This window comes from Pedobacter heparinus DSM 2366, assembly GCF_000023825.1.
GTDB classification, from domain to species: Bacteria; Bacteroidota; Bacteroidia; order Sphingobacteriales; family Sphingobacteriaceae; genus Pedobacter; species Pedobacter heparinus.
On record NC_013061.1, the window covers coordinates 2,227,104 to 2,252,986 of the forward strand.

The following is a 25,883-nucleotide window of genomic DNA, read 5'->3' on the forward strand; positions in this document are numbered from 1 at the left end:
TTATCAGTAGGATTAACAGGAAAAGATACAGCTATGAAGAAATTTATAAAAAACTATTGGGCACTGCTTATCCCCATACTTGTTGTTATAGTGGCCTTGTTTTTCTTTCTTGCCGGAAATAAAGATGAAACGCACCTGATCGGCATGGTGGATGCTTCCAGTGTAGATGTGGCTGCGGAGTTTCCAGGGAGACTGGACTCCCTGCTGGTAGAACAGGGAGATACAGTTAAGGCTGGACAGCTGCTGGCTATTTTGCGTTCCAATGAAATTGATGCCATTAAGTCGCAGGCCTTATCGGCTATAGATGCTGCCAAAGGACAACAGGAACTATTGGTGCAGGGCGCCAGGCCTGAGCTGATTGAGGCTACATCAAAACTTTATCAGATTAGTGAGGAGCAGTATAAGCTGTTCAATACCACCTACCAGCGCATGGAACGCTTGTATAATGCAGACGTGATTTCCGGGCAGGAAAAAGATGTTTTTTACTTCCGGTATCAGGCTGCAAAAAAAGAAATGGAAACAGCACAGCTCAATTTGCAGATGCTGAAAAATGGTACACGCCCCGAAATCATCAAAACGGCCAATGCCATCGTAAAACAGGCAGAGCAGGCTTATGAGCTGACCAAAGCGCTTGGCGACAATACCAAAGTTTATGCCCCGGCAGCTGGGGTGATCTCGAGCCTGGTTACCCATCAGGGGGAAATTGTTTCTATAGGCTATCCGATGATGACCATTGAAAAGAAAAATTCATCACTTATAAGGTTCAATATCCGGCAGGACAGGGCGAAAGACCTAAAAGTAGGTGCTATGGCAAAAGTGACCATTCCTGGTTGTGAGCCTGAAACTTTTGAAGTAAAAGTATCTGCCATTTCGCCTACGCTCGAATTTGCCAACTGGGTGCCTTCAAAAGATAAAGGGCAATTTGAGCTGCGTACGTTTACTGTAGAGTTTAAGCCTGAGAACCTGGCCGCAGTTAAAGGTTTACGTTCGGGGATGACGGCTTCATTAATCCTGCCCTGATGCAAGCAATGGGGCATATTATTTTACGGGAATGGAAACGGATACTTCGTTTGCCGGTATTTTACATAGTAATGCTGGTGATACCCGGATTGCTGTTCTCATTTTATGCCCTGATCTACCAACAACGGGATGCCAGAAACCTGGCTTTCGCCATCTGGGATGAAGACCAGTCGCCCCTAAGCCGACAGCTTATTTTCCTGCTGCAACAGCGGGAAACCTTACAGATTACCCGCCGAGTAGGTACTGAAGCAGAAGTTAAGCAGCTGATCCAAAATGGAGTAATACTGGGGGCTGTTCATTTTCCGGCCAACATGCAGAAAGACATTTACAGCAGGCATCAGGCCCATGTAACCCTTTATACCAATGCAGCATCACTGGTGCCTGCCAAACTGATCTATAAAGCCGTAGCTGAAGTGGTTATTATGGGCAGTTCGGGTGTGGTATTGCAAAAACTGGTAAAGACCGGTATGAAAGCAGACCGGGCTATGGCATTGGCCAATCCGGTTAAACTGAATAGTTATCAATTGTATAATGCGAGTTACAATTACCAGGAATACCTGGTTCCGGGGCTGATTACAGTAGGCATCCAGATGATCCTTATCATCAGCAGTATGCTGGCATTGAATTACGAATGGAAAACGAATACCATGCAGGAGCTTTATGGTTTGGCCAAGGGTTCTGCTTTACTGGTTATTACCGCTAAAACCATTGCACACCTGGTTTTTAGCTGGGTTAATTTTATACTGATTGCCTTTGTCCTGTTTCCCTGGTTTGGTATTGGTGTGCCGGTTGCGACAGGCAAATTCTTTTTAATGTACACCTTGTTGTCGGTTGCCTGTATAGGTATCGGTATGTTCATTTCGGCTTTATTTAAGGATGTGATGTTATCGGGTGATGTGGCCTTGTTTTACACTTCACCAGCCTTTGTTTTTAGTGGTTTTACTTTTCCAAGATGGGCAATGCCATGGTACGATCAATATTATGCGACCATTATGCCTTATACGCCGTTTCTGGACGCCTTTTTTAAAGTATATTACATGAACCTGCCCATGCATTATGCGCAGGCTGACATCAATAAGCTTGTTTTGTTTTGTGCGGTAATGTTTCCGACCGCAATTTTATTATTTCAGCACCAATTTAACAGCAGCGTAAATGAGCAGGCCGCATAAACCATCTTTAATCCAGCTCTTTTTAAGAGAGGTTACCTTGGTGGCAAAGGACCATAGTTTATTGCTTACACTATTGATTGCACCTTTGCTGTACGCTTTTTTTTATGGCAGTATTTATATCAATAAAGAAGAAGAGCAGGTAAAACTGGCTGTGGTAGACGACGACCAGTCGAGATTGTCCCGCCTGCTGCAACAGCAGATAAACAATTCGCAGCTGGTGGAACTGATCCATTTTTCTGACCTGGAAACTGCAAAAGAACAGATGTACAGCGGTAACTGTCAGGGTTATTTTTATATTCCCAGGGGTACACAAAGTAATTTGCTGACACTTAAACAAAGTAATGTAGTACTTGCGGTAAATGCGGCAAGATTTCTGCCTTCCAGTGATTTATTAATGAGTGTGCAGCAGATTTGCCTTACTGTAGGAGCGGGGATAAGGCTGCAGTATTTTGAAAAGAGTGAAGGCTTAAGCAGGACTATGGCCATGCAAAATGTAATGCCCATTACCCTGGATTACCGCCCGATGTTTAATGAAAGGTCCAGTTATGGAGCTTTTCTGTTGCCTGCATTGCTGGCCCTGATCTTGCAGCAGACACTACTGATCGGCCTATCGGAAAGCGTTGCCGGAGAAAGGCAGCAGGGCAGTATAAAAGAATGGTTTAAGGCTGGCATTTCAACCGCAATCTGGGGCAAAGGATTATTTTATCTTGTTGTTTTTGGCGCTTATGGCTTCTTTTTCCTGAATGTAAACTTTAGGTTACTCAATTTGCCCATGCGGGGCAGTGGTTTTCAACTGGGCGTGTTGCTGCTCTTTTTGTTGTTTACGTTGATACCCATGGCCCAATTTATAGGTTCTTTGTTCAGATCGCAATTGCTTTGCCTCCAGGTGATGGCCTTTTCAACCTATCCCATTTTCCTGATTACCGGATATACCTGGCCTTTTGAATCACTGCCAGTGCCGATACAGTGGGTATCCATGCTGCTGCCCACTACGCCATTTATTAAAATATACACGGCCATAGTTCAATCTGGTGCCGACTTGCTGGCCTATGCCGCTGCTTTGCTGCACCTGTTATTGCTTTGGTTGTTGTACAGCACTGCCTGTTACATAAGGTTTAGAAAGCTGGCCCGGCAAAGCAAAGTTCATTTGGACTGAGGCTTAAAAGCAGCAGCTGAGACAAATAATTTGATGTTTTGGAACACCGGGGTTCAAACAATTCATATTGTAGACTGGTTATAATAGAAATTAAGCTGATCATATGGAATATGTTAAAGGTACATATTATTCTGGTACCAGTGGTTTGTTATTGCCCGTACCCAACAAAGAATTTTATCCGGAAGAATTTAAGGCCGGGAGCAGATTGGGTTATTATGCTTCCCTTTTTAACAGTATAGAGATCAATAGCACGTTTTATAAAATGCCCATGGCTTCGACTGTTGCCAGATGGGCGGCAGATACGCCAGCAGACTTTAAGTTTACCTTTAAATTGTGGCAGGAAATTACACATAAGAGGAACCTTGATTTTGAACCTGAGGCAGTTGCAGAATTTATGAATCGGATTGCCAGTGCGGGCAGTAAAAAAGGTTGTTTGCTGGTACAGTTCCCCGCCAGCATTAAGCCTGTACATATCCGGGAGTTAACTGAACTTTTGAACTGCATACGCAAGGCAGATCCTGATCTGTTGTGGCACATAGCTGTTGAATTCAGGCACCAAAGCTGGTATCGGCAGGATACCTATGACTTGCTGGAGGAATTCAGTATGGCCCCCGTTCTTCATGATAAACTTAGCGAAGGGGGACAGTTACTCAACAATTCGCTTGATTTTGTATATCTGCGTTTTCATGGGCCTGAGGGAGATTATAAGGGAAGTTATCCGGATGATTTTTTATATGAATATGCGACTTATATCAGGGACTGGCTGGTGGAAGGAAAAGAGGTTTATAGCTATTTTAACAATACGATGGGCAATGCGATCGGAAATATGGAATTGTTAAGGAAGTATGTGCACAATAATGCAGATAATTTATGACAAACCTTTTTGCATAAATCTTGTTTTATGTTTAAACTATAATTTTTTTAACATGAAGAGCAAGGTCAGGGAGTATAAGCCAATTAAAAATGTAAGCACAAGTAAGTATGGGAACCGGGATTATTATTTTCATGCAGATGAGGATTTTAGGGAAGACCGGGATTGGGGGAAGACAAAAACGACAACCGTCAAAGCATTGACAAAGTAAACAGATCCATACTGAGATTTTGGTTTGTTGTACTTACATGAAGGTGATGCCGGCATTGAAACCCAGCCATCCCTTTGTGTTGCTGCCAAAGCTGGTATGGTGCTTTGGAACAATGTTTTGCTTATAGCCTGCTGAACTGGAATTGGCGGGGTTATCGCTGCTGTAAACAGCGTAGGCAGGGCCCGCAAAGAGGCTTATACCTTTAACCAGCTGTACCTGCAGGTTGGCCTGAACTTTACTCAAAAGGTTGGTACTGTCCCACTTACCGAGATAGAGCAGCTGACCAGTTGTTTCAAGACCAACAGACAAGCAGCTGTTAAAAATAAAATCATGGCCAAGGCCTATACCCACAGTTCGTACTTTTTCGTTTTGTGACAGGTTTAAGCCTGCAAATAAAATGGTATAAAGATGGGAATTGCCTGTTTTAATAGAAAGATTGGTGTTTACAGTTTCGTTGGTAAACAGGCTTATTTTATGATAACCATGTTTTACAAGGTTTATCAACCCTAAACTGTAACCGGATGAAGTGTCTGATACATTGATAAGGCCAAGCTGGAAACCATCCATTTTTTTGGCATAGTTAAGAATACCAGCAATTTGTACCCCCTTTAAGTGCCTGGTCATATTAGCTATGCCAGCTATCTGGATGCCTTCCATGTCTTTGCGTACCAGGTTGGCAATGCCAGCAATTTGTACCCCATCAACATTTTCTTTAATAACGTTTACAATTCCTGCTGCCTGTACACCCTTCATACTCCTGGCCGACAAGTTGCAAAGCCCGGCAACCTGAAAGCCTTCAGTTTCACCTTTAACACGGTTAAGCAGTCCGGCTGCCTGGAAGCCTTTCTTTTCGCCACTTACATTGTTCAGTAAACCTGCCACCTGAAAACCGTTTACAGCGCCGCCAGCCTCATTAAAAAGACCAGCAAACTGTAATTTCTTCACATCACCTTTGGTAATGTTAAAAAGCCCTGCAATTTCAAGTCCATCTGTGCCTGCGGTATAACCACCCAGAACATTCAGTGAAAATTTGTTGACCACCTGGGAGCTCATGATGCCGTGGGAGCTTAAACCCGGTGTAAGTGAAGTTTGAAAAGGACTGTTGGCAAAAAAACTGGGGATGTTTAAACTCTGGATCCTTTGTTTGGAAGAAATGAAGAACCTGCCGATTCCCGAATTTTCGACATCACTGAACAGACCATTTGCTTCATCTGCGTTTGGGTCTTTATAACCCTCTGGTTTCACTTTAATGTCAGATAGGAAGACGAGCGTGGTGTCTCTGTAGTTTTCTTTGGCAGCTGTTAATATCACTTCATTATGGTCACCTTTAAACCTCAGTTTAAAGAAGCCCTCATGATCTGTAAGTGTAGACTGCAAGAGACGTTTTTCATAAACACTGGCCTGTTTAACCTTACGACCCGTTTCTGTATCTATTACATAACCACTGATCAGGTAAAGCTTGTCGGCAGTGGTGATGTTTTCAGGTTCTATGGTAAGGTGGTTTGCTGCATAACGGAGAATGATATATTCCCCGTTTTCCTTGTAATCTACCTTATTGTTAAAAAGCCTGTCCAATATTTCCCTTACCGGCGTATTTCTGACATTCAGACTAACCAGGCTATCTGTTGTGAACAAGGCCCCGCTGTAAGAGAAATAGAATGCCCCGGCGCGGCTAACCCTGGTGAGTACTTCTGATATCTGGGTATTTTTTACTTCTATACTTACTCTTTTTTCTAAATTGTGTTTAGAAGGGGCAAGTGGCATCTGGGCTTGCAGGTATCCGGTAAGGATGGACAGGATGAGCGTAAGTTTTAATTTCATTTGGTATTTTTAGACAACAAGAGCTGGTTTTCGTTACGGACAGACTTTAAATCAAGCGTAAGACAGATTGTTTTTAAATTATCGGCTAAACTTGCTGTGGTTTTTAAAGTTGTAAATAAGGTCAGGTCTCTTATGGCCGGATCTTTAATCACGATTTCTGAATTATAAGCCTCATTTAAAACTTCAACTACACGCCATAAAGGGGTATTGTTCAATACAAATTCGTTGCTGCGGTAATAATTGTACAGCTGATCTGTACTTTGCATTTTAACCAGTTTGTCGGTTGTGTTTTTTATGATTATTTTTTCTCCCTTGTGAAGGGCTATTTCATCCTTGCCAAGGCTTACTTTTACGATTCCGGTCTCGACAATAACTTCAGTTTGGTGGTTTAAGTGTTTTACATTGAAGGAGGTACCCACTACAAGTACAGCAATTTTGTCTACATCAATTACAAATGGCCGGGTTTTATCGTGCAGTACGTTAAAAAATACTTCACCCTGCTGCAGATGGACGCTTCTGTTTTTTTTAAAATTAGTTGCATAGCTGAGTTGGGTGTTTTTGTTGAGTGTAACTTCAGACCCATCGGGGAGCAATTGTTTGTTTATGGTGTTGCCAGCGGTTATGGGGGTATAGGAAACCGGTGAAAAGATACTGTATACAGACCATGCAGCAGCAATGAGGAAAAGAACGGCTGCAATTTTAAGCCATTGGTAGGTTGGTTTTATGCGGCGTACAAGGGGCTGATGCGCGGCTGATGCTCTTTGTTTAAACCTTAGCCAGGCTTCATCTCCGTTAACATTGCTTTGGGTGGAAAGCTTTTTACTGCTGTTCCATATTTGTTTAAACTGTTCAAAATGTTTTGCATTGGAAGGAGCGGCGTCTAACCAGTTTTGTACGGCTATGCCTTCCTCTTCACTTGTTTCTTTTAGCAGAAACTTTATCAATAATTCATCCGTCATGCTGTTGCTAGTTAAAAAAATCCCTGTAATACATCAGGCCTAATAAAATGAGCGAAAGGAAGTCGGCCAGCTTCAGTCGCATTATTCTGAGCGCTTTGCCCATTTGGTTTTCTATAGTTTTTACAGACAGGCCCAGCTGTTCCGCTATTTCCCTGTATTTTAATTCTTCAAACCTGCTCATCTGGAATATGGTACGGCATTGTTCGGGCAATTCATTTAAGGCCTTTCCAATCTGGTATTCCAGTTCGGTCATTTCTGCTTTTGAAGAGGCGGGTTCATGATGGCTGTTCATGGTATAGCTTGCAAAATCCTGGTATTTTGTTTTAATCTTTTCATGTTTTAAAAAGTTCAGGCTGTCGTGGTAAACGCATTTATAAAGATAGGCCTTAACCGAGGTCTGGATATTCAACAGCTCCCTTTTCTCCCAAAATTTTAAAAACATGGTCTGTACTATTTCTTCGGCGGTATCTTCATCTTTTAACAAGGCCAGGGCATAAGCGTGCAAGGCCTTAAAATGTGCTTTGAACAATTGTTCAAAAGCTTGGTCATCATATGGTTGTGATGTATTTGCCGAAATGCTGCTTTTTAACTCCAAGGGTTTAAATCTTATTCAAATATATCAGTTCAGGTTCTTATTCTCTTTAAAATCTCTATTCCGGTTGCACAGTTTGTGGTGATCAAATCTATATACTGTATTTTTGGAAACCAAAAGCTACCTCCATTTACCCTTACAAATACCCTTTTTAGCAAGAGGTTTTTACCTTCATCTTTAATGTAAATGTGGTATTTCTGGTCTGTTTCTGATTTTCTGAGATACATGGGCATCTTTTTATAGGCCACCAGCCTGATCTCATACTCATCTTCGCCAATGGGCCTGCTTTTTATACCGTAGGCAAATTTCTTTTCAATACTGGTCAGCTCTTTGAACTTTTGTGCCTCTTCATACCTGATCCAGGAACCTTTAATGGGATTATTGCGGTATAAAGTGCCGTCGCTGTTGTAGTTAAGTTCATAAACTACAGTGTTTGCATCCGGATCGCGCTGCAAAAAGAACAATAGGTTACTGCCTTTTGGAGTAGGCAAATTTTCTGGTTCTACCTGTTTTTGTGCAAATGTTGACTGGCTTAGCAACAACAGCATGGCTAAAATGATCAATATACTCCTGAGCAACCTTTTACCCAGTGGAACGGCTGCTTTAGATTGCCGGAGGTTTTTATTGGCTTTATGTTTGTAGACTTTGGATGGACTCGCAAAAATAAAGAACAGCAGTTCTTTTAAACCGTCACTTTGTTTAATGTCCTGCAGCATATCCCTGTATACCATTTTTGTAAATTTAAAATTTGATAACTTTACCAGAGCCACTTACATCAGCGTCTACATCAGGGTTTCCGGTGTAATAAATTTTCCCGCTTCCACTGATCCTGGCCTTTAACTTTTCTTCCACTTTCAGCTTTGCATCGCCACTTCCGGAAATGTCTATCTGTGCCTTTCTTGCGTTTATTTGCTGAAGGTCAGCTTTACCGGAGCCGGAGATCTGTACCAATACTTCATCTGAATCAAAGGCGTCCTGAACTGTAGCATCACCAGAACCGCTTATTGACAATTTGAAATCAATAGCTCTTGGAAAGGAACCCTGTACAAGGGTTTTTCCGCTACCGCTTATCGAAACTTTCCTGATGGAGGGCAGTGTTACAAATACTTCAACATCATCGTGCTGTACGCTGGCTTTTTCGTAACCCAGATATAAGGTGTTGCCGGTTACACTGGTTTTAAAATAGGGGATCAGATTGTTGGAGCCTTTCAGTACCACTTTAAATTCAGTTCCATAAGTGATGTATACAGAGTTTGAGCCGCTGGTACTTATGCCGTTAAAGTCTCCCGGACTGCGTTCTTCTGTTATTTTGTCGCCGCTTGCGCTGAGCTTTTCTTTAGAGCAGCCTGTAAATAGGATGCCCAATAATGTGATCAAGGTTAAAATTCTCATGATTGTTTTTTTTGTAGTTTGTGATGATTTATTTTTTTGTTAAAAAAGGTATTGTATACCGCCTCCATAACCGATGTACAGGGCCTGGAAATTATTGCCCCATTTGTTTTCCCATGTATTGATATAGCTTTTGTTTAAGCTGCGTCCTTCAAACGTATTGGTGTTTAGATAGTTGACTGAAGGTCCGCCGAAGATTTCAAGTTTAGGACTGATCTTGAAGGCGGGCATTAACCTAAACGAGGTTTTGAAGTATTCGCCTGCCTTGAAACTTTCTAGTCCGGTACCTGCAATTTCTGCATTTAAGCGAAAAGTGGGCGACTGGAAAAAGTGTGCACCCAGGCCAGCTTCAAAAGCATATACTTCATCGGTGTTTTTAAAATTGTAACCTATACCGATAATGCCGTAAAGTACTTTTCCACCAGACCTGAAAGACAACATTGTAGTGAGTGTTTCATCGGTGCTAATGCCAATGCCTTTTTCGCCATTTTTTACAATATTGATAATCCCGATGGGATAATCGCTGCTGTCGGCCACATTGATAAAGCCGGCTATCTGGGCCCCTTTAACTTTTTTTGCGATATTGATAAAGCCAGCCAGCTGACTGCCCTTAACATCTGTAGCTTTATTCATAAAGCCTGCGAACTGGAGGGCAGCATCTTTTTTAGATAAATTGATAAAACCTGCAAACTGAGGCCCTTTTACAGTTTTAGCAATATTGGCAAAACCGGCAAACTGTGCGCCTTTTACGCTTTTGGATACATTGGCAAAGCCGGCGAACTGCGCGCCTTTAACGTCAGCTGTAGCTACATTGCTGAAACCTGCGACAGCAAATGCATCGCCCCCTGCGTAGGTATTTAAAAAGCCAGCGAACAGGCCACCTTCGACCTGCTTACCAATATGATTTGAAAAGGCAGCAAACTGAAATCCTTTGGTCCCATTGCGTACGATATTAGAAATACCTGCAAAAGAAGCTCCCTGTTCTGATGCCGAAATACCTGCCAGCAGATGGATAGACAGGTTATTGGTGTCGAGTGCCGCGTGGCTGCCATTGGTGCTTAAAGGATAAATTATACCGACATGGATTTTACCCGCTGCCTTGTTTTGTCCGGAAGCGCTTAAACCAGCTATGGATAAAAGTAAACAGGTTATGGCCTTTAGGGCCATTAATTGTGTGTTGATTTTGTAAAATGTAAAGTTCATTTTTTGTCTTGTTTTAATTAGGACAACCAGATGAACATTTACCCCTACGCAGGATTATAAATTAATTTAATTTAAGGGTATCTTTGTAATTGAGCTCATACTTTGGTTAAGCATATTAATTCTGTTGCTTTATGTTGTTATATGTTAAAAATATGGTTTGCGACCGCTGTATCATGATTGTGAGGCAGCAGCTGGAAAATTTTGGGTTTAAAGTGAAAGAGATTTCTTTAGGAAAAATAGCTATTGAACCTGAGGCCAATGAGGGACAACTGCAGGACATTGCTGCTGCTTTAGGAACGTTGGGATTTGAGTTGATGGATAAGGAAAAAGACCAGCTGGTTGAACAGATTAAAACACAGGTGATTGATCTGATCCATTATTCGGAGCTGAATGAGCTGCAACAGAGCCTGAGCCAGGAAATAGCAGATAAATTAAATAAGGACTATGCTTACCTGAGCAGGCAGTTTTCTGATGCTGAAGGCCTGACCATTGAAAAGTACATTATCCAGCAAAAAATTGAAAAGGTAAAGGAATTACTTGAATATGGCGAGCTGAATTTAAACGAGATTGCTTATAAGATGGGATACAGCAGCAGTGCACATTTATCGACCCAGTTTAAGGCGATTACAGGTCTTACGCCGAGTAAGTATAAAACGGCTACCTTAAACGACAGAAAATCATTGGATAAGGTTGGATAGGCGCTGTGTTTTTCTAAATTAAATTTCGGACTGTACGTCTAAATTTGTAACATTAGGGATTAAAATGCGTCTGAACTTAAAAAAAATGCGCTCATAATGCCTTTTTATAAACATTATTCTTTCGACCTGTGGCTTACCCTGATCAAGTCCAACCCTGCTTTTAAAACCGAGCGGGCACGTTATTTTTACACTAATTTTAACAGTGTAAAAAAAAGCTTCGAAGAGGTTTGTGTGGTGTTCAGACAAGTTGACCTGATGGTGAACAGCATCAATGAAAAAACGGGGAAAAATATTGATGCCGAAGAAATGTACCTTATGGTGATCAGTATCATCAATAATTATTCGACCGAATTTCAGGATATAGCTATAGATGAGCTGTATAATGAAATGGAATTGCTGGTACTAAAATATATGCCTCAGGTTTATTGTGCCGATAGCACCAATGTTTTGTACCGCTTAAAAGAATCTGGCTTAAGCACCACCAGTTTGTTGAGCAATACCGGTTTTATTAAAGGTAAAACCCTTAGAAGGGTATTGCAGGAGCTGAGACTGGATGAACTCCTTGATTTTCAGCTTTACTCGGATGAGGTAAGGCTTTCTAAGCCTAATCAGCAGTTTTTCCAGCTCATGCTGGATACCATTGATAAAAAAAAGCATCCGGAATTGAATTTAACAGAGGTTATACATATAGGGGATAACCCGCTTGCAGATGTAAGAGGTGCTGAAAAAGCCGGTATCAGGAGTCTGCAAATTAACTCTAATCATTTATCTATAGGCCATTTACTCTTATGATCCCATACACTTATTCCCTGCATAAAATACACCATTCGAATAACTTTGGTTTTAGTGCCGATGATTACAGCCGTTTTAAGTTTGGAGATGACCGGGTAGCCAAAAAATTTGGCAAAGACCTGGCTGATGGCTTTATAAAGGGTTTTTTGGAAGATAACCAGATATCGGAGCAGATTGTGGTTATCTCCAGTCCGTATTGTTTTATTCCTACGGCTACTTTTGCTATGAAAAACTATTTTGTTTACCAGCTTAACCACTGGCTGGTAGAGAACGGACGTATGGTAGTTCAGGAAGCTAAGGTACACAGGACCATTACTTATAAAGATGATTATGGGGCTTTGAGTGCGGAGGACAGGATTAAGTTGATTGGTAACGATTCTTTTCATATTGATAAGGACTTTCTGAGGGATAAGGTATTGTTCTTTCTGGATGATATCAAAATAACAGGAAGCCATGAAAAGATGATCCTTAAAATGGTGAAGGAGTATGAACTTAAAAATGATATTTACATGCTCTATTTTGCTGAACTGGCTAACCATGATATTCATCCGAATATAGAAAATCATTTAAATTACCATAAAGTAAGGTCTGTTTTTGATTTGGATGAAATTATTAAAAGTGGTAATTTTTGTTTTAATACGAGGATTGTTAAATATATCTTAAATTGCGATTTTAATAGCTTTTCCATATTTCTGGAGCGGCAGACCGAAGATTTTATATATAACCTGTATAATTTATCGTTAGGTAACAGTTACCATACTATAGATTGCTATTCCGGAAATTTGAATTTTTTAAAAAACTACATAAATAACAAAAACTATAAATTGATTTAATTATGGCCATTAACTTACAAAAAGGGCAGAGAGAAAATATAGATGCGCCCAAATTTACCATTGGTTTGGGTTGGGATACAAACAGTTCATCTACAGGTACCGCCTTTGACTTAGATGCTTCTGTTTTTATGCTGAATGACAATAAGAAGCTGGTTTCTGATGAACATTTGGTCTTTTATAATAACCTGAAATCGCCGGATACAGCTGTAGAACATACTGGTGATAATTTAACCGGCGATGGGGATGGAGATGACGAGCAGATTAAGGTTGATCTAACAAAAGTTGGCGGAAGCGTTTCAGAAATTTGTGTGGTAGTAACTATTCATGAAGCGGAAAGCAGAAGGCAAAATTTTGGACAGGTTAGAAATTCGTATGTACGTATTTTTGATGCGGTTACCAATGAAGTTTTGCTGAAGTATGAATTGGAAGAAGATTTTTCTATTGAGACTGCAGTTGAATTTGGCAGAATATATAAACGCGACGGTAAATGGAAATTTGAGGCTGTAGGAATGGGAATGAAAGGCGGCTTACAGGATTATTTAAATAAATATCAATAAGAAATTATGGCAATTAATCTTCAAAAAGGACAACGCATTAGCCTGGAGAAAAGCAATGGAAGCAAACTTCAAAGTGTTTGTGTAGGCATTAACTGGGGTGCAATAGAAAAAAAAGGGCTGTTCGGGTTTGGCAAAACTAAAGAAGCTGTTGATTTGGACGCGAGTTGTGCCCTTTACAATGAGCAGAAGCAGCTGACTGAAGTAGTTTATTTTGGCAATCTGGCTTCTAAAGACGGCGCTGTAAAACATAGTGGCGACGATTTAACGGGTGATATGGGGGGAGACGATGGACTGGATAATGAGGTGATTACCCTCGATTTTTCGGGCTTAAACCCTGCTGTAAATTATGTAGCCTTTGTGTTGAACAGTTTTAGGGGACATGATTTTGGAACGATCCCTTTTGCTTCTATAAGGATTTATGAAGGAACACCTAAAAGAGTAAACGAAGTATTTGCCACTTATGACATTGCAAATGGATCCAATTTTGGAGGTCATGTTTCGATGGTAATGGGTGTGTTTTACAAGAAAAACGGCGAATGGAAGTTTAATGCGATTGGTGAGCCTACTAAAGACCGTAAGCTTGAAGAAACCGTTAAAACCGTAACGCAAAGTTATTTATAAGCGTTTAGCTTTTATCTGAAAAATTATGGAAACTAATCCAAATGAAACACAAAGCCTTAGTCCGGCTAAGATTGATAAGGAAGGCAATGTAGACCTGACTGTACTGAGCGCTGAGGATGAACAGAAATATAAAGAGATTGGTAAATCTCTGGTGCCATCTGATGTAAATTCTATCTTGAATTATGGTGCCGATGCCCAAAATTCGATGGAGAAATACAGCAATGATTTTTTATCGTCTGTACGCACGTATAATAGTGGTGAGGTTGGTGGGCTGATCAACGAATTGCTGACCGAACTGAATTATATTGATGTTGGAGAGCTGGAACAGAGCGGGTTTAAATCTTTCATCTCTAAAATACCATTCCTTAAAAATCTGGTTGTAGATGTTAAAAAGCTATTTCAGAAGTATGATGTGGTAGTGAACAATGTTGACAAGATTACAAATAAGATCAAAGCAGGACGTTTAAATTCCATTAAGGACAACAGTTCTTTGCAAACGATGTTCGACAGCAATGTGGGTTACATTCATCAGATGGAAGAACTGATCATTTCCGGTCAGCTTAAATTTAATGAGCTGAGTCTTCAGCTCGCGGAGATGGAGGGCCGGCCTGCCGATTACCAGGATTATGAGATTGCCGATCTGCGCGATTTTATCAGCAGGCTGGACAAACGTTTGGCGGATATGAAAATTGTAAGATTTATCATGTTACAATCGCTGGCCCAGATCAGGGTAGTGCAGAATAACAATACCTCTATTGCTGAAAAGGCACAATCTATCGTATCTACAACCATTCCGGTATGGAAAAATCAGCTTACGATAGCGGTTGCACTGCAAAGGCAAAAAGCCAATGTGGAGATGCAGAAAAAGGTTTCTGATACAACGAATACCATTTTACAGAAAAATGCTGAAATGCTGAAACAGAACAGTATTGATGTGGCGAAAGAAAATGAGAAAACGATTGTTTCTTTGGATACGCTGAAACGGACTACATCCTCATTAATAGAAACCTTAAATGAGGTTAAGAAAATTCATGAAGATGGTGCGCAAAGCAGAAAAGTACTTGACGGTGAATTGAAAACTTTAGAATCTGAACTGAAGAAAAACGTGACCCGGGTTAATTAATTTTAACAATGGATGAACGGCGCATCAATATTTTAAAGGAATCGGAGACAGAGATCAACCGTTTGCAGTTGCTCTCTTCTTTTTTTCAGGAGGAAACTGTTTATAAAATTTATTTACGGAGCAGGGTGATCCATCAGCTTTTTGCGAATAATGAAGAGCTGGATATTGATAAACTGGAATTGTTCCATATTCAGTTTACTGCAAGTTTAATAGAGCTGCTGAGGAAAATTAAAAAAAGCAACGAAAAGAATGTGACCTTGATTTATGATGAGATTGAGCTGAATAAAGAATTAATGGATAAGATTGGCAGTTCGGTTTATACCGAAAAAAGCTTTAACCTCGATAAACAGAAACAATCTTTAAAGATCAATTTATCTTTAAGAAAACTATTTGAGGTGCTTTCTGATCATACAGAAGAATTTCCATTTGCCAAAAACATCAATACCTTCAGTTCCAGATATGCGAAGGATTTTTATTATGATATTTCTACAGCGCAGTTGGGTACACTGATAGATTTTAATGCAGATAAGATGTACATTGATGTGCATGCCAGCATTGAAAGGAAGTTAATGGGCCTGTTGTGTAAAGAGGATTTCAGGACTGAATTTTTTTACGGATTAAAATCGGGTCAGCTGATTGTAGAAGTGTATAAGTTTATAGATCTGGACAGGTACTTTTTATTTTTCCCGAGCAGGAACCTGTTTTTGTTTTGCGACATGAACAAACTTAATGGGGTTGAGCTGGACAATCATCTTTCCGAAAAGGATAGGTTGATACAGGAGCTGGCTTATAAAAATGATAAGCTTGAGAGTAGTGCAGCTACAGCAAAAACCTATATTCCAACAGAGATTGTAAAGTTGCTGGAAGAGAATTACATCAAGATCTCGGATATCAACTTTTTAGATCACCTGAACAATTTTGATGTACAGGCCAATATTTTGAAAACGATGCTTAAAACCGATCTTTTTTAGCATTTTTATCACCATTAGATCAATGAAAAAAAAATAGAATAAAAATGGATAATATGATTAATCATCCCGGTGTTATTATTGGGTTTGCAGTTGTGGTAGTAGTAATGCTGCTATTGGATCTGGGTGTTTTTAATAAGAAGGTGCATGCAGTGAGCAGCAAGGAAGCAGCAATATGGTCTGTGGTCTGGATCAGCTTGTCCATGGCATTTAGTGGGGTAATTTACCTAACCTCGGGTTTTGAGAAGTTTACGCAGTTCCAGTCGGCCTACTGGATAGAGAAGGCCCTGTCGGTTGACAACCTTTTTGTATTTATACTGGTGTTTGGATTTTTTAATGTGCCTAAGGAATTACACCATAAGGTATTGTTTTGGGGAATTATTGGCGCTTTACTGTTCCGTGCAATTTTCATTTTTGCAGGCGTAGGGTTGATTAACCTTACTTATTTGCCTGAGATGACTGTATTTGGACAGTTGGTAAAGATCAATATTGTGCTGTTGATTTTCGGGCTGTTCCTGATCTATGCAGGCATTAAATCCTGGTTTGCTGGTGAAGACGAGGACGAAGAAAAAGACTTTAGTAAAAGTCCGGGAGCAAGAGTAATTTATAAGTTTTTTAAAGTAAGCAAAGAGTTTGATGGTGCCAAATTTTTTACGGTAGAGAATGGAATTAAACTGGCTACACCTTTACTGGTAGTAGTAGCCGTAATTGAATTTACAGATTTACTGTTTGCTGTAGACTCTATTCCTGCCATTTTTGCAATTGCCCCAGATGATCCTTTGATTCTTTATACTTCAAATATATTTGCAATATTGGGGCTAAGGGCACTTTATTTCCTGCTGGCCAACTTTATTCATATGTTTAGCCTGTTAAAATATGGCCTGGCAATTATATTGGCATTTATTGGTGTTAAAATGGTTATTGCACCATTTTACCATATATCTTCACCCTTATCATTATCTATTGTGGGTGGGGTATTAATTTTATCGGTTATTGCTTCGCTGATATTTGTACCTAAAGAAAGCCAGGAAATTAAACAGGATTAAGGAAATGCTATAGATAAAAAAAAGCCCTGGCAACTGCCAGGGCTTTTTTTTATCGTTCTGTTTTACTAGTACAATGTAAATTCTACCCTACGGTTTTTCTGACGACCTTCGGCAGTTTTATTAGATGCGATAGGTTGGTTCGGACCATAACCTGTTGCTTCGATACGTGAAGCATTTGCACCCTGTGATACCAAATATGCTTTGATAGCTTCAGCTCTTTCTTTAGACAAACGTAAGTTTAACGCCATAGATCCGGTGTTATCTGTATGTCCGGCTAATTTCAGGCTAAAGTTTTTCTCGATTAGCAAAGCAGCTACTTTATTTAAAGTGGCATAAGATTTAGCCCTTATTGTAGCTTTACCCAAGTCAAATTCTAAGTTTTTGATGGCTTCATCAACCACTTTACGGTCGGCCTCTGTTACTACAACTTTAGTTTCTTTGATGACTTCCCGCTGTACCTTGATAGGGCAGCCAGATCCGTCTACAACTGTACCAGATGCTGTTCCAGGACATTTATCGAATTTATTGGCTACACCGTCATTGTCATCATCTCCCATGTCTTTAGCATATTGTTCTCTATCTCTGGCTGCATTCTGTTCAGCAGTAGACAATGCTCTTCTCAATTCATCAGATTCTTCTTTTGACTGTTTACGCAGGTTGGCCAATGAGCTGTAGTTTTGCAATTGTGGCTTTTCTTTGCTTCCCAGTGCAAATTCTAAACCTATATGTCCATAAGAGAATTTGTCATTTTTACCACCTGAATTGAAACCATCAAATTTGTCAGATTTAACAAAGTTTACATCGTATCCTAAGTCAACATTGATGCCTTTGGCAACACCCAGTTTAAAACCAGCACCAACTGGAACAAACCATCTTTCTTTATAACCTTCATTGGCAGACAACGGAACGTTAGTGGTTGTTGCACCGGCGTTCATGTAACCAGCACCAGCTTTAACATAAGGAATCAATACTGCATTTTCATTGTTGATATTGATGTTGGCAATGTTATAAACAGCGGTTAAGGCAGCAGACCAGTCTATTTTAGTTTGATAGCTGGAGCCATTCAGATAGGTATTGTCGCCATTTGCATCTACACCGGCATAAGACCTTAATCCTTCAACTTTTCCTCCCAGGAAATCAGCCTGGATACCTAATGAAGGCAATATTTGTTTTTTAATAAAGGCGCCATAACCGATATTTTCTTTGGCAGTTTGAAAGTCGCGTTCTTTACCATTGAATATTGTATTTTGGCTCAATACACCGCCATGAATACCAACCGACCATGTGCGAAAAGTTTTCTCTGAAAATCTACCTCCTTGGGTACCTGAATCTTGTGCAAATAATTGCGTTGATAACCCTATTAGGGACAGCGCTAAAGCTGTTTTTGTAATTCTTGAGTTCATATTACTATAATTAGATGTTTTAATATCCAGTTTTTAACTGCTGGATGCTTACCTGATTGTAATAACCTTGCCAAAGCTTGTTTTCTAAATTAATAATTCTGAATGCGTTAATAATCAACAGCTTAATTAGTGCTATTCTTTTAAGGAAAAGAACAGATCTATGATTTGGATACTCAAAAATGTGTATACTATTTGCTACAATTTTAGCCAGATGCAGGGCTTACAATTCAAAGCTCTGCCCTTTTTGAGGGATGGAAACGGCATATCCTTCTGATTGCAGGGCATTGGCCAGTGCCCCGATACTTTTCGTTTCCCCATGTACCAGAAATACCTGTTTTAATGTTAAGGAAGACTGATGTCTGACTGTATTTAAAAGATCATTGTGATCTCCATGGCCACTTAACAGATCGGTTTGTTTTATAGTTGCATATACCATGAGATCACGGTTTCGTAACCGGACAATGGGGTCGCCCCTTAAAAGCCTGTTCCCTAATGTACCCTTAGCGCAATATCCTATAAACAATATGGTACAATAATAATTTTGTATGTTATAGTAAAGGTGATCCTGAATCCGGCCACCTTCGAGCATACCGGCCGAAGAGATGATGATACAGGGTTCATGGTAATTAGAAACAGACAAGCTTTCGCGTTTATCGTTTACATATGAAAGTTCTTTAAACTCAAAGCTGTGGTTGTTTTTTTCGTAAAATGCCCTTGCCTCATCATTAAGCAGGTGATGGTACTTGCTATAAATTTCTGTTGCTGAACCGGCAAGAGGGCTATCAATAAATATTTTTACAGAAGGGAGCAATCCATTACTGAATATTTTGTTGAGGGCATATGCCAGTGCCTGGGTTCTGCCAATACTGAATGCCGGGATGATCAACCGTCCGGGATATTTGATACAGGACTCCGTAATTGTTTCTATGAGCTTTTGTTCCAGCGTGCTGTCGGTACTATGCAGACGTCCACCATAAGTAGATTCACAGACCAGATAATCTACAGGGGGCAAAGGTTGTGGGTTGGTTAGCAACGGATAGTTTTTTCGTCCGATATCGCCGGTAAAGGCAATTTTTTTTATGGTTCCATTTTCATGGACCGTTAATATTACTGCAGCGGCGCCAAGTAAGTGTCCTATGGGGATAAAGGTAAGTGACACCTGATTGTTAATCTGGAATTCTTTATTAAAGTTGATGGTTACAAAGCGTTCAACAGTATCCTTTACATGTTTTTGCAGGTAAAGCGGTTCGGGACCGGATTTGGTTCTCTTACTGCGGGACCGTTTATTTTGTTTGCTTAGAAAAATATTTACCGAATCGAGTAAAAGCAGTTCTGTAAGATCGGCGGTAGGAGGGGTACAAAGGATTTGTCCGTTGAAACCCATGCGCACCAAGGTGGGCAGGTTCCCTGAATGGTCTATATGTGCATGTGTGAGTATAACGAGGTCAATAGCTGCAGGATCGAAGGGGAAATAAAGGTTTTCGTTTTGATAGGTCTCTTTCTCATAATCAAGTCCGCAGTCAACAATGATATTATAGTTATCCAGTTGTAACAGGTGCATACTTCCGGTTACCTGCTGTGCTGCGCCTAATATTGTCAATTTCATAATTAGCGTTTCTTTATTGGCTTGATTTATTGTTTTTGTACAGATGTTATTATAGGTTGTTGTTTTGCTGAAACCAGCTTGCCCAGTTTGATACCTGATAAGTATAATTTAATAAAGGTGCCTGAATACCTGTGATTAATTTCCATTTCAGCAGTTCATTTTTAAATACCGGAGGAGGAAGTTTGGCATTTAGAGCTGCTGCCACATAGAAATCCTGCTTTGCAGGATGGTCTGGTGAACATGCATTGATAATGATGTTAGTTATTTCATGTTGAACAAGGTGTATACTAATGCCTATACAGTCGGTTAAATGGATGAGATTTACAGGGGCAAGGCCATTGGGTATATCTGTTTTTCCGGCAAAGAAACGTCCCGGATGTCGGCCAGGGCCAACAAGGCCCCCAAAACGAAGGATAGTACAATTGAAACCGGGGTGTGTGCTTAAAAGGTTTTCGGCGTCCAGAATGGCTTTACCTGAAGCGGTTTCAGGATTGGGGACAGTTAATTCTGTTACCTCTTCATTGTGATCGCCATACACAGCTGTTGAACTTATAAATATCAGATTTGATATTTTATGAAGTTGGGCCGCGGTACAGATCCGCTGAATTTTATGTAGATAATCAGATTGCTGACCTTCACTTCGTTTTGGGGGAATGCATACAAACAATAGCTCTGTCTTAAAGAACAGGGGATCGTAGCTTTCTTTATCTTTTTCAAAATTGACCAGGAAAGGTTGTATCTGTTGTTCAGCAAGTAGCTGAAGTTTTTGTACAGTGGTGCTGGATCCTTTTACGGTATAACCTTTTGCAACAAGTTCCCTTGCCAACTCGATTCCGTACCAGCCGCAACCTAATATGCTTATCGTTTGTAAATTGAGCGGAGCTGTTGGTTGGCCCATCTGATGTATTTCTGTTTGGTAGAAATTTAAAATGAAAAAGGGGTTATATTTAAACAACCCCCTTTTTTAATAGAATAAATTGCGAGTTAAAGTACTGTTACATTTTGGGCTTCAGGACCTTTTTTGCCATCATTCAATTCAAATTCTACACTGTCCCCTTCGTTCAGTTCTCTGAATGAATCTCCTGCAATTGCAGAAAAATGCACGAAAATATCTTTTCCTCCATCTTCCGGAGTTATAAATCCAAATCCTTTTGCAGAATTAAACCATTTAACTTTTCCTGTTGTACGCATAATTATGATATATATTTCGTTGTGAAAATAATCAATTGAACTTTAATATCAAAATGTTAAACATGGCCCTGCAGGCAGGTAGTTTTAGAGAAAAGGGAACTCAGGTGTAAACTTTTGCTGGTATTGTATTGTTATAAATACAATTTAATATTTAAGGAGGTATTTATTGTGAAGCAGAAAATAAAGGAGAAGAAATCCGGGAAATCAATTTTAAACGAAGAATATAAGGAAAACCTTGGCCTTGATGCCGACGGATCATCAGATGAACGTTCCATATATAGTAATCTGGACAGTGACAATGATCGGATTTCTGGAAATCCGGATGGAGAAGATGATCAGAATGATACTAGAGAGCCCCCGGGCCACTCTTCTTTAACAGATAAGTAATCTTGGCATCATTTTTTCAGGTCTATATAATATTAATTAAATGTAAAGTTATGAAAAAGTTATTTTCTATAATGATATTGGGTTTAATGCTTTCGGCGTGTACAAACAATGCCAAAGAAGAAGCATTAGCAAAGCAAAAGGCTGTAGCAGCCATTAAAGATAGTTTGAAACTTGATAGTTTTAAAAGGGCAGAAACAGCAAGGGTAAAAGAAAAAGAAGAAGCCAAATTAGCTCAGGCAAAAGAAGAAAAAAGGATGCTGCTGTTATCTGAACGGAACCAAGCCGCCAGTAACAGTCAGTATAGTAGCGAAACAGCTGCCCCGGCTAAGAAAAAAGGCTGGAGCCAGGCGGCTAAAGGCGCTGTGATAGGTGCTGGCGCAGGAGCGTTAGGTGGTGTGCTTATTGACAAAAAAGATGGCAGGGGTGCTATTATTGGAGGTGTTGTAGGTGCTGGTACAGGTTATCTGATCGGAAGAGGACAGGACAGAAAATCGGGCCGGGTACAACCTAAGAATTAATTGACCTGACATATAAATAAAAAAACCGGAAATTCTTCCGGTTTTTTTATTTGATCACATTATCTGACAATTAAGCTTATTGCTGTTTTGATTTCCTGTTGGGCCTCTGCCAACAACTGGTTAATTTCGGTTTCATCGTAAGTAGTAACGGAAGCTACTTTTTTTGCAATAACGGCAAGTGCAGTTAAACCGGAAACTATTGCGGTATCGTAAACTTTTTGACCCAGTTCCTTTACCTTATTGAGGTTTCTAACTGACGTATGCTCCTTAAATTCTTTGGAGAAATTCATCAGTTCGGTTCTGAGGAGTGCCAGTACTTTTGTTAAAACAGTTTCATCATCACCTACATATTCTTTTAGCAACTCTATATTGAAGTGGTAATCTGAATCGTCGGATGGCGATAGGGATAGATCACTATGTGGGTCTTCTGTAGGGTTCTTAAGCCATTTTTTCAGGGAAAGCGCAATGGTATGAGCTACTACGGGTTTGGATATAAAATCATCCATACCTGCCGCAAAGCATTTCTCTTTTTCTCCCTTAACATTTCCGGCAGTTAATGCAATTATAGGGGTATGGGGTTTATGTCTTACTGCCCTGATTTTTTTTGTAGCTTCATAGCCATTCATTTCAGGCATCTGAATATCCATCAGAACGATATCAATTTTGGTTGTCTTATAAAGTTCAAGAGCTTCCAGACCATTTTTTGCCTCGAATATAGTGGCATTTGGTGCAATTCGTCTTACAATAGTCTTGGCCAGTAACATGTTAACCGCATTATCTTCTGCTATTAAAACCTGGATCGGATCGTCCATTCGCTCTGCTTCCTGTACGGCTGCACCCGGTTTTTCAGTTTTCTTAGAAATTACCCTGAAAAGTGAGCTGTACATATCCTTAAGCTTGATCGGTTTTAACAAACGATGATGTACATTCAGTTCTTCACAGGCCTTTATAATTGTTTCGTCTGATGAACTGTGCAACAAAACAATAGGTTGGTCTTTATCTGAATCTTTCAGGATCTCCCTTATCTTTTTTATAGTTTCCAGTCCATCCAGATCAGGCATGTGGTAATCCATCAGGATCACATCAAATTTTTCACCCTTAGAGATCATGCCTATCGCTTCATGGCCACTTCCGGCTTCCACTGATCTGATCTGTTTCAGGGATAACATTTTATTGATGATCAGTCTGTTGTTTTTGTTATCATCAACAATCAGGACATTCTTTATCTTATCCAGGTTCTGTATCTCAATGGATTCACCTGGCTCAGACTGGAGGATAATTTCGAAATAGAATACACTTCCCTTACCAATTACACTTTCAACCTGGAGCTGACTGTTCATTAGCCCCAATAATTTGTTTGAAATTGTTAAGCCCAATCCTGTACCCCCATACCTTTTTGTTGTAGATGCGTCTTCCTGTGAAAATGCATCGAATATTTTAAGCTTTTTATCGGGGTTAATGCCTATACCTGTGTCCCTCACAGAAAAGCGGTATTTAATTTCAGGTAGTTCAGGGTTTGTCAGTGCTTCTACCTTGAGTTCAATTTCACCGCTTTCAGTGAATTTTACAGCATTTCCTAATAAATTGATCAGGATCTGTTTAAGTCTGAGTTCGTCAGCCCAGATATATTTGGGCAGATCGGCCGAAATATTCAACAACATTTCAAGGCCCTTACTTTGTACCTGGTATTTTATAACATCGGCAGATTCTTCTGCCATTTCATAGAGATTGAATTTAGACCAGTTCATCTCTAGTTTGCCAGCCTCAATTTTCGAGAAGTCTAAAATGTCATTAATGGTATTTAATAAGGCATTACCTGACTGTGTAACTATAGAAAGATATTGTTGCTGGGTTTCATTGAGCTGCGTTTTGATCAGCAGATCGGTAAATCCGATGATACCATTTAATGGGGTCCTGATTTCATGGCTCATATTGGCCAGAAACTCTGATTTTGCTTTATTGGCTGATTCTGCATCTTCTTTTGCCGAAATTAAGTTCGCTTCCATGCGCTTAATTTTGGTGATGTCCTGAATGGTGCCAGATATTTTATAACAGCGTCCTTCCAGGAATTCTGGAACTCCGATTGATCTGATCCAGATTGCGTTTCCCTTAGCGGTGAGCAGTTCTAATTCCAGGTCCCAGCTTTTTCCATGAAGTACAGCTGCATTAAGTGCATTGAACCTATTTTCCCTGGTAGTTCCTGGTTTATAGTACAACAGCTCGCTTTCCAAACTTGGTTCAAAGTCATGTCCTACTTCAAATATCTGACGGGTAACTTCAGACCAGGTCAGTTTTTGTTCAACCAGGTTTAGTTCCCAGTTTCCAAGTCGGGCAATGTCATTGGCCAGTTCAAGTTTTTTATTCCTGGTCCTTAATTCTTTTACCAGGTTATGCCGCTCCGTGATGTCAATTGAATTACAGATAACATAAGGCTTGTTTGTCGCATTATTTTCCAGCACACAGTTGAATATCCATATGATATGGTTACCTTTTTTGTGTACAGTAGTCATTAGCCCCTGGGCTTTACCCTTATTTTTAATTTCTCTTAGGTAATCGTTAAGTGCAGCATGGTGGTCTTTAGGGATAAGGTCGAACAGGCCCATGCTCTGCATTTCCTGTTTTGTGTAGCCTAAATAATGGGCCCCGGCGTTATTGATAAATAAAAGATTACCTGATAAATCATGGGTAAACATTAAACCCTGTGCATTTTCGATAAATGATTTTAATCTGCTCTCGCTGGTTAGAATTTTTTGCTGAAGATTTTTATCTTTAGTAACATCTCTTGCAATTGCCAGTATTTTCTGAGAATCCGTTTCCGTGGTGACACTCCATTGTAAGGTTCTGTATTCTCCTTTTTTTGTTTTAAAGCGATTGCTGAAGTTTACAGCATTTTTTCCATCGCTTAATTTTTTTAATTCATCGCTTGTGGGTTGTAAATCATAAGGATGAATAAAACTATAAAAAGAATTATTGAGCAAGTCTTGTTCCTGCCATCCGAGAGTATTTGTAAAAGCAGGGTTTACCCGTTTTAAAAAACCATCAATATCAGCCTCGCAGATTAGGTCGTGGGAAGATTTGTAGAGTTTTAAAAAATGGTTAAGTTCTTTTTTACTCTTAATTTCATTTACTAAAGAAATGACTTCAATAGAAAGCAGTTCAATTATTCTTTTTTGCTTGGAAGTAAGTTCATTTTTGGGTTTGGTATCAAATAAAGATAAAGTGCCTATAATATTCCCACTCGAATCAATCAGGGGAATGCCTGCATAATAACTGATTTTAATGTACTGATGGTTTGCATTGGATATAAACCGGATATCCTCCCCAGGATCCAGTACTTCGAGAATTCCGGCAGAATTTATTGTTTGACGATAAAATTCATTTTCTATGGCAATTTCATCACTAGTGAAGATTTTATTTGATCTGTACCATTGTTTATTTTGGTCAATCAAGGTAATAAATGCGATTGGTATATCGCATGTGGAGGCTGCTAATTCTGTGATGCGTTCAAAATGCGCCTCGTACGCCGGGTCAAATACCTGAGAGTTGTGTAATACCCTTAATCGTTCTTTCTCATTTTCGGGAAGAGGTGTGTATTTCATATGAAAATGGTTGCCGATAAGCTGTTCTCAACAACTGAGTAAAAATAGTGATTTATATCACATGTAGATGAGCAAAACCTATAAAAAAGCATTTTACTGAGTTTGTTTAACGGTGTTTTAATAATTATTTGGCTAATATACTCATTATAA

Annotated in this window: 26 protein-coding genes; 15 read left to right on the forward strand and 11 right to left on the reverse strand. The window is 39.8% G+C overall.

Annotated elements, in window-relative coordinates:
* The first annotated feature begins 33 nt into the window (after window positions 1-33).
* From PHEP_RS09580 to PHEP_RS22215, 5 genes are all read left to right on the forward strand, one after another.
* Window positions 34-1,020, forward strand: coding sequence for an HlyD family secretion protein (locus tag PHEP_RS09580; protein ID WP_015807747.1), 987 nt, complete (start codon window positions 34-36; stop codon window positions 1,018-1,020).
* Entirely contained in the window at window positions 1,020-2,189 is a 1,170-nt protein-coding gene (locus PHEP_RS09585; RefSeq protein ID WP_015807748.1) for an ABC transporter permease, read from the forward strand. Before PHEP_RS09580 ends, PHEP_RS09585 begins: the two co-directional genes overlap by 1 nt.
* A complete protein-coding gene (locus PHEP_RS09590; RefSeq protein ID WP_015807749.1) occupies window positions 2,173-3,345 on the forward strand; it encodes an ABC transporter permease in 1,173 nt (390 codons plus the stop codon). The genes PHEP_RS09585 and PHEP_RS09590 overlap by 17 nt, the downstream gene beginning before the upstream one ends.
* A 103-nt stretch (window positions 3,346-3,448) precedes the next feature.
* Window positions 3,449-4,219 (forward strand): DUF72 domain-containing protein, encoded by a 771-nt coding sequence (locus PHEP_RS09595; protein WP_015807750.1) that lies wholly within the window; start codon window positions 3,449-3,451, stop codon window positions 4,217-4,219.
* A gap of 52 nt (window positions 4,220-4,271) precedes the next feature.
* Complete coding sequence (locus tag PHEP_RS22215) at window positions 4,272-4,427, forward strand: hypothetical protein (protein ID WP_155975979.1); 156 nt, start codon at window positions 4,272-4,274, stop codon at window positions 4,425-4,427.
* 33 nt (window positions 4,428-4,460) lie between these two features.
* On the opposite strand, the gene PHEP_RS09605 is transcribed toward PHEP_RS22215, so the two are convergent.
* Genes PHEP_RS09605 through PHEP_RS09630 form a run of 6 tightly spaced genes read right to left on the reverse strand, consistent with a single transcriptional unit; the run spans window position 4,461 to window position 10,391 of the window.
* The gene (locus PHEP_RS09605; protein WP_015807752.1) at window positions 4,461-6,248 is read right to left on the reverse strand and encodes an STN and carboxypeptidase regulatory-like domain-containing protein; all 1,788 of its coding nucleotides are present in this window, start codon (window positions 6,246-6,248) and stop codon (window positions 4,461-4,463) included.
* Window positions 6,245-7,207, reverse strand: a complete 963-nt coding sequence (locus PHEP_RS09610; RefSeq protein WP_015807753.1) for a FecR family protein — start codon at window positions 7,205-7,207, stop codon at window positions 6,245-6,247. The genes PHEP_RS09605 and PHEP_RS09610 overlap by 4 nt, the downstream gene beginning before the upstream one ends.
* Before the next feature lie 7 nt (window positions 7,208-7,214).
* A complete protein-coding gene (locus PHEP_RS09615) occupies window positions 7,215-7,802 on the reverse strand; it encodes an RNA polymerase sigma-70 factor (protein ID WP_015807754.1) in 588 nt (195 codons plus the stop codon).
* 29 nt (window positions 7,803-7,831) lie between these two features.
* Window positions 7,832-8,530 carry a DUF4833 domain-containing protein gene (locus PHEP_RS09620; RefSeq protein WP_015807755.1) on the reverse strand — a complete coding sequence of 233 codons (699 nt, stop codon included), beginning with the start codon at window positions 8,528-8,530 and terminating at the stop codon, window positions 7,832-7,834.
* Window positions 8,531-8,540: 10 nt separating this feature from the next.
* Window positions 8,541-9,191 (reverse strand): head GIN domain-containing protein, encoded by a 651-nt coding sequence (locus PHEP_RS09625; RefSeq protein WP_015807756.1) that lies wholly within the window; start codon window positions 9,189-9,191, stop codon window positions 8,541-8,543.
* Window positions 9,192-9,230: 39 nt separating this feature from the next.
* Complete coding sequence (locus PHEP_RS09630) at window positions 9,231-10,391, reverse strand: hypothetical protein (RefSeq protein ID WP_015807757.1); 1,161 nt, start codon at window positions 10,389-10,391, stop codon at window positions 9,231-9,233.
* A gap of 131 nt (window positions 10,392-10,522) precedes the next feature.
* Here PHEP_RS09630 and PHEP_RS09635 point away from each other — a divergent pair, with 131 nt between their 5' ends.
* From PHEP_RS09635 to PHEP_RS09670, 8 genes are all read left to right on the forward strand, one after another.
* Window positions 10,523-11,089 (forward strand): helix-turn-helix domain-containing protein, encoded by a 567-nt coding sequence (locus tag PHEP_RS09635; RefSeq protein ID WP_015807758.1) that lies wholly within the window; start codon window positions 10,523-10,525, stop codon window positions 11,087-11,089.
* A gap of 96 nt (window positions 11,090-11,185) precedes the next feature.
* Window positions 11,186-11,881, forward strand: coding sequence for an HAD family hydrolase (locus tag PHEP_RS09640; RefSeq protein WP_015807759.1), 696 nt, complete (start codon window positions 11,186-11,188; stop codon window positions 11,879-11,881).
* Window positions 11,878-12,714 carry a phosphoribosyltransferase family protein gene (locus tag PHEP_RS09645; protein ID WP_015807760.1) on the forward strand — a complete coding sequence of 279 codons (837 nt, stop codon included), beginning with the start codon at window positions 11,878-11,880 and terminating at the stop codon, window positions 12,712-12,714. Before PHEP_RS09640 ends, PHEP_RS09645 begins: the two co-directional genes overlap by 4 nt.
* A gap of 2 nt (window positions 12,715-12,716) precedes the next feature.
* Window positions 12,717-13,271, forward strand: a complete 555-nt coding sequence (locus tag PHEP_RS09650) for a TerD family protein (protein ID WP_015807761.1) — start codon at window positions 12,717-12,719, stop codon at window positions 13,269-13,271.
* 6 nt (window positions 13,272-13,277) lie between these two features.
* Window positions 13,278-13,892: a TerD family protein gene (locus PHEP_RS09655; protein WP_015807762.1), complete on the forward strand. Its 615-nt coding sequence runs from the start codon at window positions 13,278-13,280 to the stop codon at window positions 13,890-13,892.
* 25 nt (window positions 13,893-13,917) lie between these two features.
* On the forward strand, window positions 13,918-15,015 hold the full coding sequence (locus tag PHEP_RS09660) for a toxic anion resistance protein (RefSeq protein ID WP_015807763.1): 1,098 nt from the start codon (window positions 13,918-13,920) through the stop codon (window positions 15,013-15,015).
* 8 nt (window positions 15,016-15,023) lie between these two features.
* Window positions 15,024-15,986, forward strand: a complete 963-nt coding sequence (locus tag PHEP_RS09665) for a hypothetical protein (protein ID WP_015807764.1) — start codon at window positions 15,024-15,026, stop codon at window positions 15,984-15,986.
* Between the two features lie 53 nt (window positions 15,987-16,039).
* Window positions 16,040-17,029 (forward strand): TerC/Alx family metal homeostasis membrane protein, encoded by a 990-nt coding sequence (locus tag PHEP_RS09670; protein WP_238326460.1) that lies wholly within the window; start codon window positions 16,040-16,042, stop codon window positions 17,027-17,029.
* Window positions 17,030-17,094: 65 nt separating this feature from the next.
* Here PHEP_RS09670 and PHEP_RS09675 read toward each other — a convergent pair whose 3' ends face one another.
* The 4 genes from PHEP_RS09675 to PHEP_RS09690 all read right to left on the reverse strand — a co-directional run bounded on the left by PHEP_RS09675 (window position 17,095) and on the right by PHEP_RS09690 (window position 21,229).
* Window positions 17,095-18,432 carry an OmpA family protein gene (locus PHEP_RS09675; RefSeq protein ID WP_015807766.1) on the reverse strand — a complete coding sequence of 446 codons (1,338 nt, stop codon included), beginning with the start codon at window positions 18,430-18,432 and terminating at the stop codon, window positions 17,095-17,097.
* 220 nt (window positions 18,433-18,652) lie between these two features.
* Window positions 18,653-20,038: an MBL fold metallo-hydrolase gene (locus PHEP_RS09680; RefSeq protein ID WP_015807767.1), complete on the reverse strand. Its 1,386-nt coding sequence runs from the start codon at window positions 20,036-20,038 to the stop codon at window positions 18,653-18,655.
* A gap of 49 nt (window positions 20,039-20,087) precedes the next feature.
* Window positions 20,088-20,936, reverse strand: coding sequence for an SDR family oxidoreductase (locus PHEP_RS09685; protein WP_015807768.1), 849 nt, complete (start codon window positions 20,934-20,936; stop codon window positions 20,088-20,090).
* Window positions 20,937-21,022: 86 nt separating this feature from the next.
* A complete protein-coding gene (locus tag PHEP_RS09690) occupies window positions 21,023-21,229 on the reverse strand; it encodes a cold-shock protein (RefSeq protein WP_015807769.1) in 207 nt (68 codons plus the stop codon).
* A 168-nt stretch (window positions 21,230-21,397) separates the two neighbouring features.
* Here PHEP_RS09690 and PHEP_RS09695 point away from each other — a divergent pair, with 168 nt between their 5' ends.
* A complete protein-coding gene (locus PHEP_RS09695; protein WP_143715723.1) occupies window positions 21,398-21,616 on the forward strand; it encodes a hypothetical protein in 219 nt (72 codons plus the stop codon).
* A gap of 50 nt (window positions 21,617-21,666) precedes the next feature.
* A complete protein-coding gene (locus PHEP_RS09700) occupies window positions 21,667-22,134 on the forward strand; it encodes a YMGG-like glycine zipper-containing protein (RefSeq protein ID WP_015807771.1) in 468 nt (155 codons plus the stop codon).
* Between the two features lie 59 nt (window positions 22,135-22,193).
* On the opposite strand, the gene PHEP_RS09705 is transcribed toward PHEP_RS09700, so the two are convergent.
* Window positions 22,194-25,733 (reverse strand): PAS domain-containing hybrid sensor histidine kinase/response regulator, encoded by a 3,540-nt coding sequence (locus tag PHEP_RS09705; RefSeq protein WP_015807772.1) that lies wholly within the window; start codon window positions 25,731-25,733, stop codon window positions 22,194-22,196.
* Between the last annotated feature and the right edge of the window lie 150 nt (window positions 25,734-25,883).

Coding starts and splice junctions, on each gene's coding strand:
- PHEP_RS09580 (WP_015807747.1), top strand. CDS start 34: ATGAAGAAATTTATAAAAAACTATTGGGCACTGCTTATCCCCATACTT.
- PHEP_RS09585 (WP_015807748.1), top strand. CDS start 1,020: ATGCAAGCAATGGGGCATATTATTTTACGGGAATGGAAACGGATACTT.
- PHEP_RS09590 (WP_015807749.1), top strand. CDS start 2,173: ATGAGCAGGCCGCATAAACCATCTTTAATCCAGCTCTTTTTAAGAGAG.
- PHEP_RS09595 (WP_015807750.1), top strand. CDS start 3,449: ATGGAATATGTTAAAGGTACATATTATTCTGGTACCAGTGGTTTGTTA.
- PHEP_RS22215 (WP_155975979.1), top strand. CDS start 4,272: ATGAAGAGCAAGGTCAGGGAGTATAAGCCAATTAAAAATGTAAGCACA.
- PHEP_RS09605 (WP_015807752.1), bottom strand. CDS start 6,248: ATGAAATTAAAACTTACGCTCATCCTGTCCATCCTTACCGGATACCTG.
- PHEP_RS09610 (WP_015807753.1), bottom strand. CDS start 7,207: ATGACGGATGAATTATTGATAAAGTTTCTGCTAAAAGAAACAAGTGAA.
- PHEP_RS09620 (WP_015807755.1), bottom strand. CDS start 8,530: ATGGTATACAGGGATATGCTGCAGGACATTAAACAAAGTGACGGTTTA.
- PHEP_RS09625 (WP_015807756.1), bottom strand. CDS start 9,191: ATGAGAATTTTAACCTTGATCACATTATTGGGCATCCTATTTACAGGC.
- PHEP_RS09630 (WP_015807757.1), bottom strand. CDS start 10,391: ATGAACTTTACATTTTACAAAATCAACACACAATTAATGGCCCTAAAG.
- PHEP_RS09635 (WP_015807758.1), top strand. CDS start 10,523: ATGTTGTTATATGTTAAAAATATGGTTTGCGACCGCTGTATCATGATT.
- PHEP_RS09640 (WP_015807759.1), top strand. CDS start 11,186: ATGCCTTTTTATAAACATTATTCTTTCGACCTGTGGCTTACCCTGATC.
- PHEP_RS09645 (WP_015807760.1), top strand. CDS start 11,878: ATGATCCCATACACTTATTCCCTGCATAAAATACACCATTCGAATAAC.
- PHEP_RS09650 (WP_015807761.1), top strand. CDS start 12,717: ATGGCCATTAACTTACAAAAAGGGCAGAGAGAAAATATAGATGCGCCC.
- PHEP_RS09655 (WP_015807762.1), top strand. CDS start 13,278: ATGGCAATTAATCTTCAAAAAGGACAACGCATTAGCCTGGAGAAAAGC.
- PHEP_RS09660 (WP_015807763.1), top strand. CDS start 13,918: ATGGAAACTAATCCAAATGAAACACAAAGCCTTAGTCCGGCTAAGATT.
- PHEP_RS09665 (WP_015807764.1), top strand. CDS start 15,024: ATGGATGAACGGCGCATCAATATTTTAAAGGAATCGGAGACAGAGATC.
- PHEP_RS09670 (WP_238326460.1), top strand. CDS start 16,040: ATGATTAATCATCCCGGTGTTATTATTGGGTTTGCAGTTGTGGTAGTA.
- PHEP_RS09675 (WP_015807766.1), bottom strand. CDS start 18,432: ATGAACTCAAGAATTACAAAAACAGCTTTAGCGCTGTCCCTAATAGGG.
- PHEP_RS09680 (WP_015807767.1), bottom strand. CDS start 20,038: ATGAAATTGACAATATTAGGCGCAGCACAGCAGGTAACCGGAAGTATG.
- PHEP_RS09685 (WP_015807768.1), bottom strand. CDS start 20,936: ATGGGCCAACCAACAGCTCCGCTCAATTTACAAACGATAAGCATATTA.
- PHEP_RS09690 (WP_015807769.1), bottom strand. CDS start 21,229: ATGCGTACAACAGGAAAAGTTAAATGGTTTAATTCTGCAAAAGGATTT.
- PHEP_RS09700 (WP_015807771.1), top strand. CDS start 21,667: ATGAAAAAGTTATTTTCTATAATGATATTGGGTTTAATGCTTTCGGCG.
- PHEP_RS09705 (WP_015807772.1), bottom strand. CDS start 25,733: ATGAAATACACACCTCTTCCCGAAAATGAGAAAGAACGATTAAGGGTA.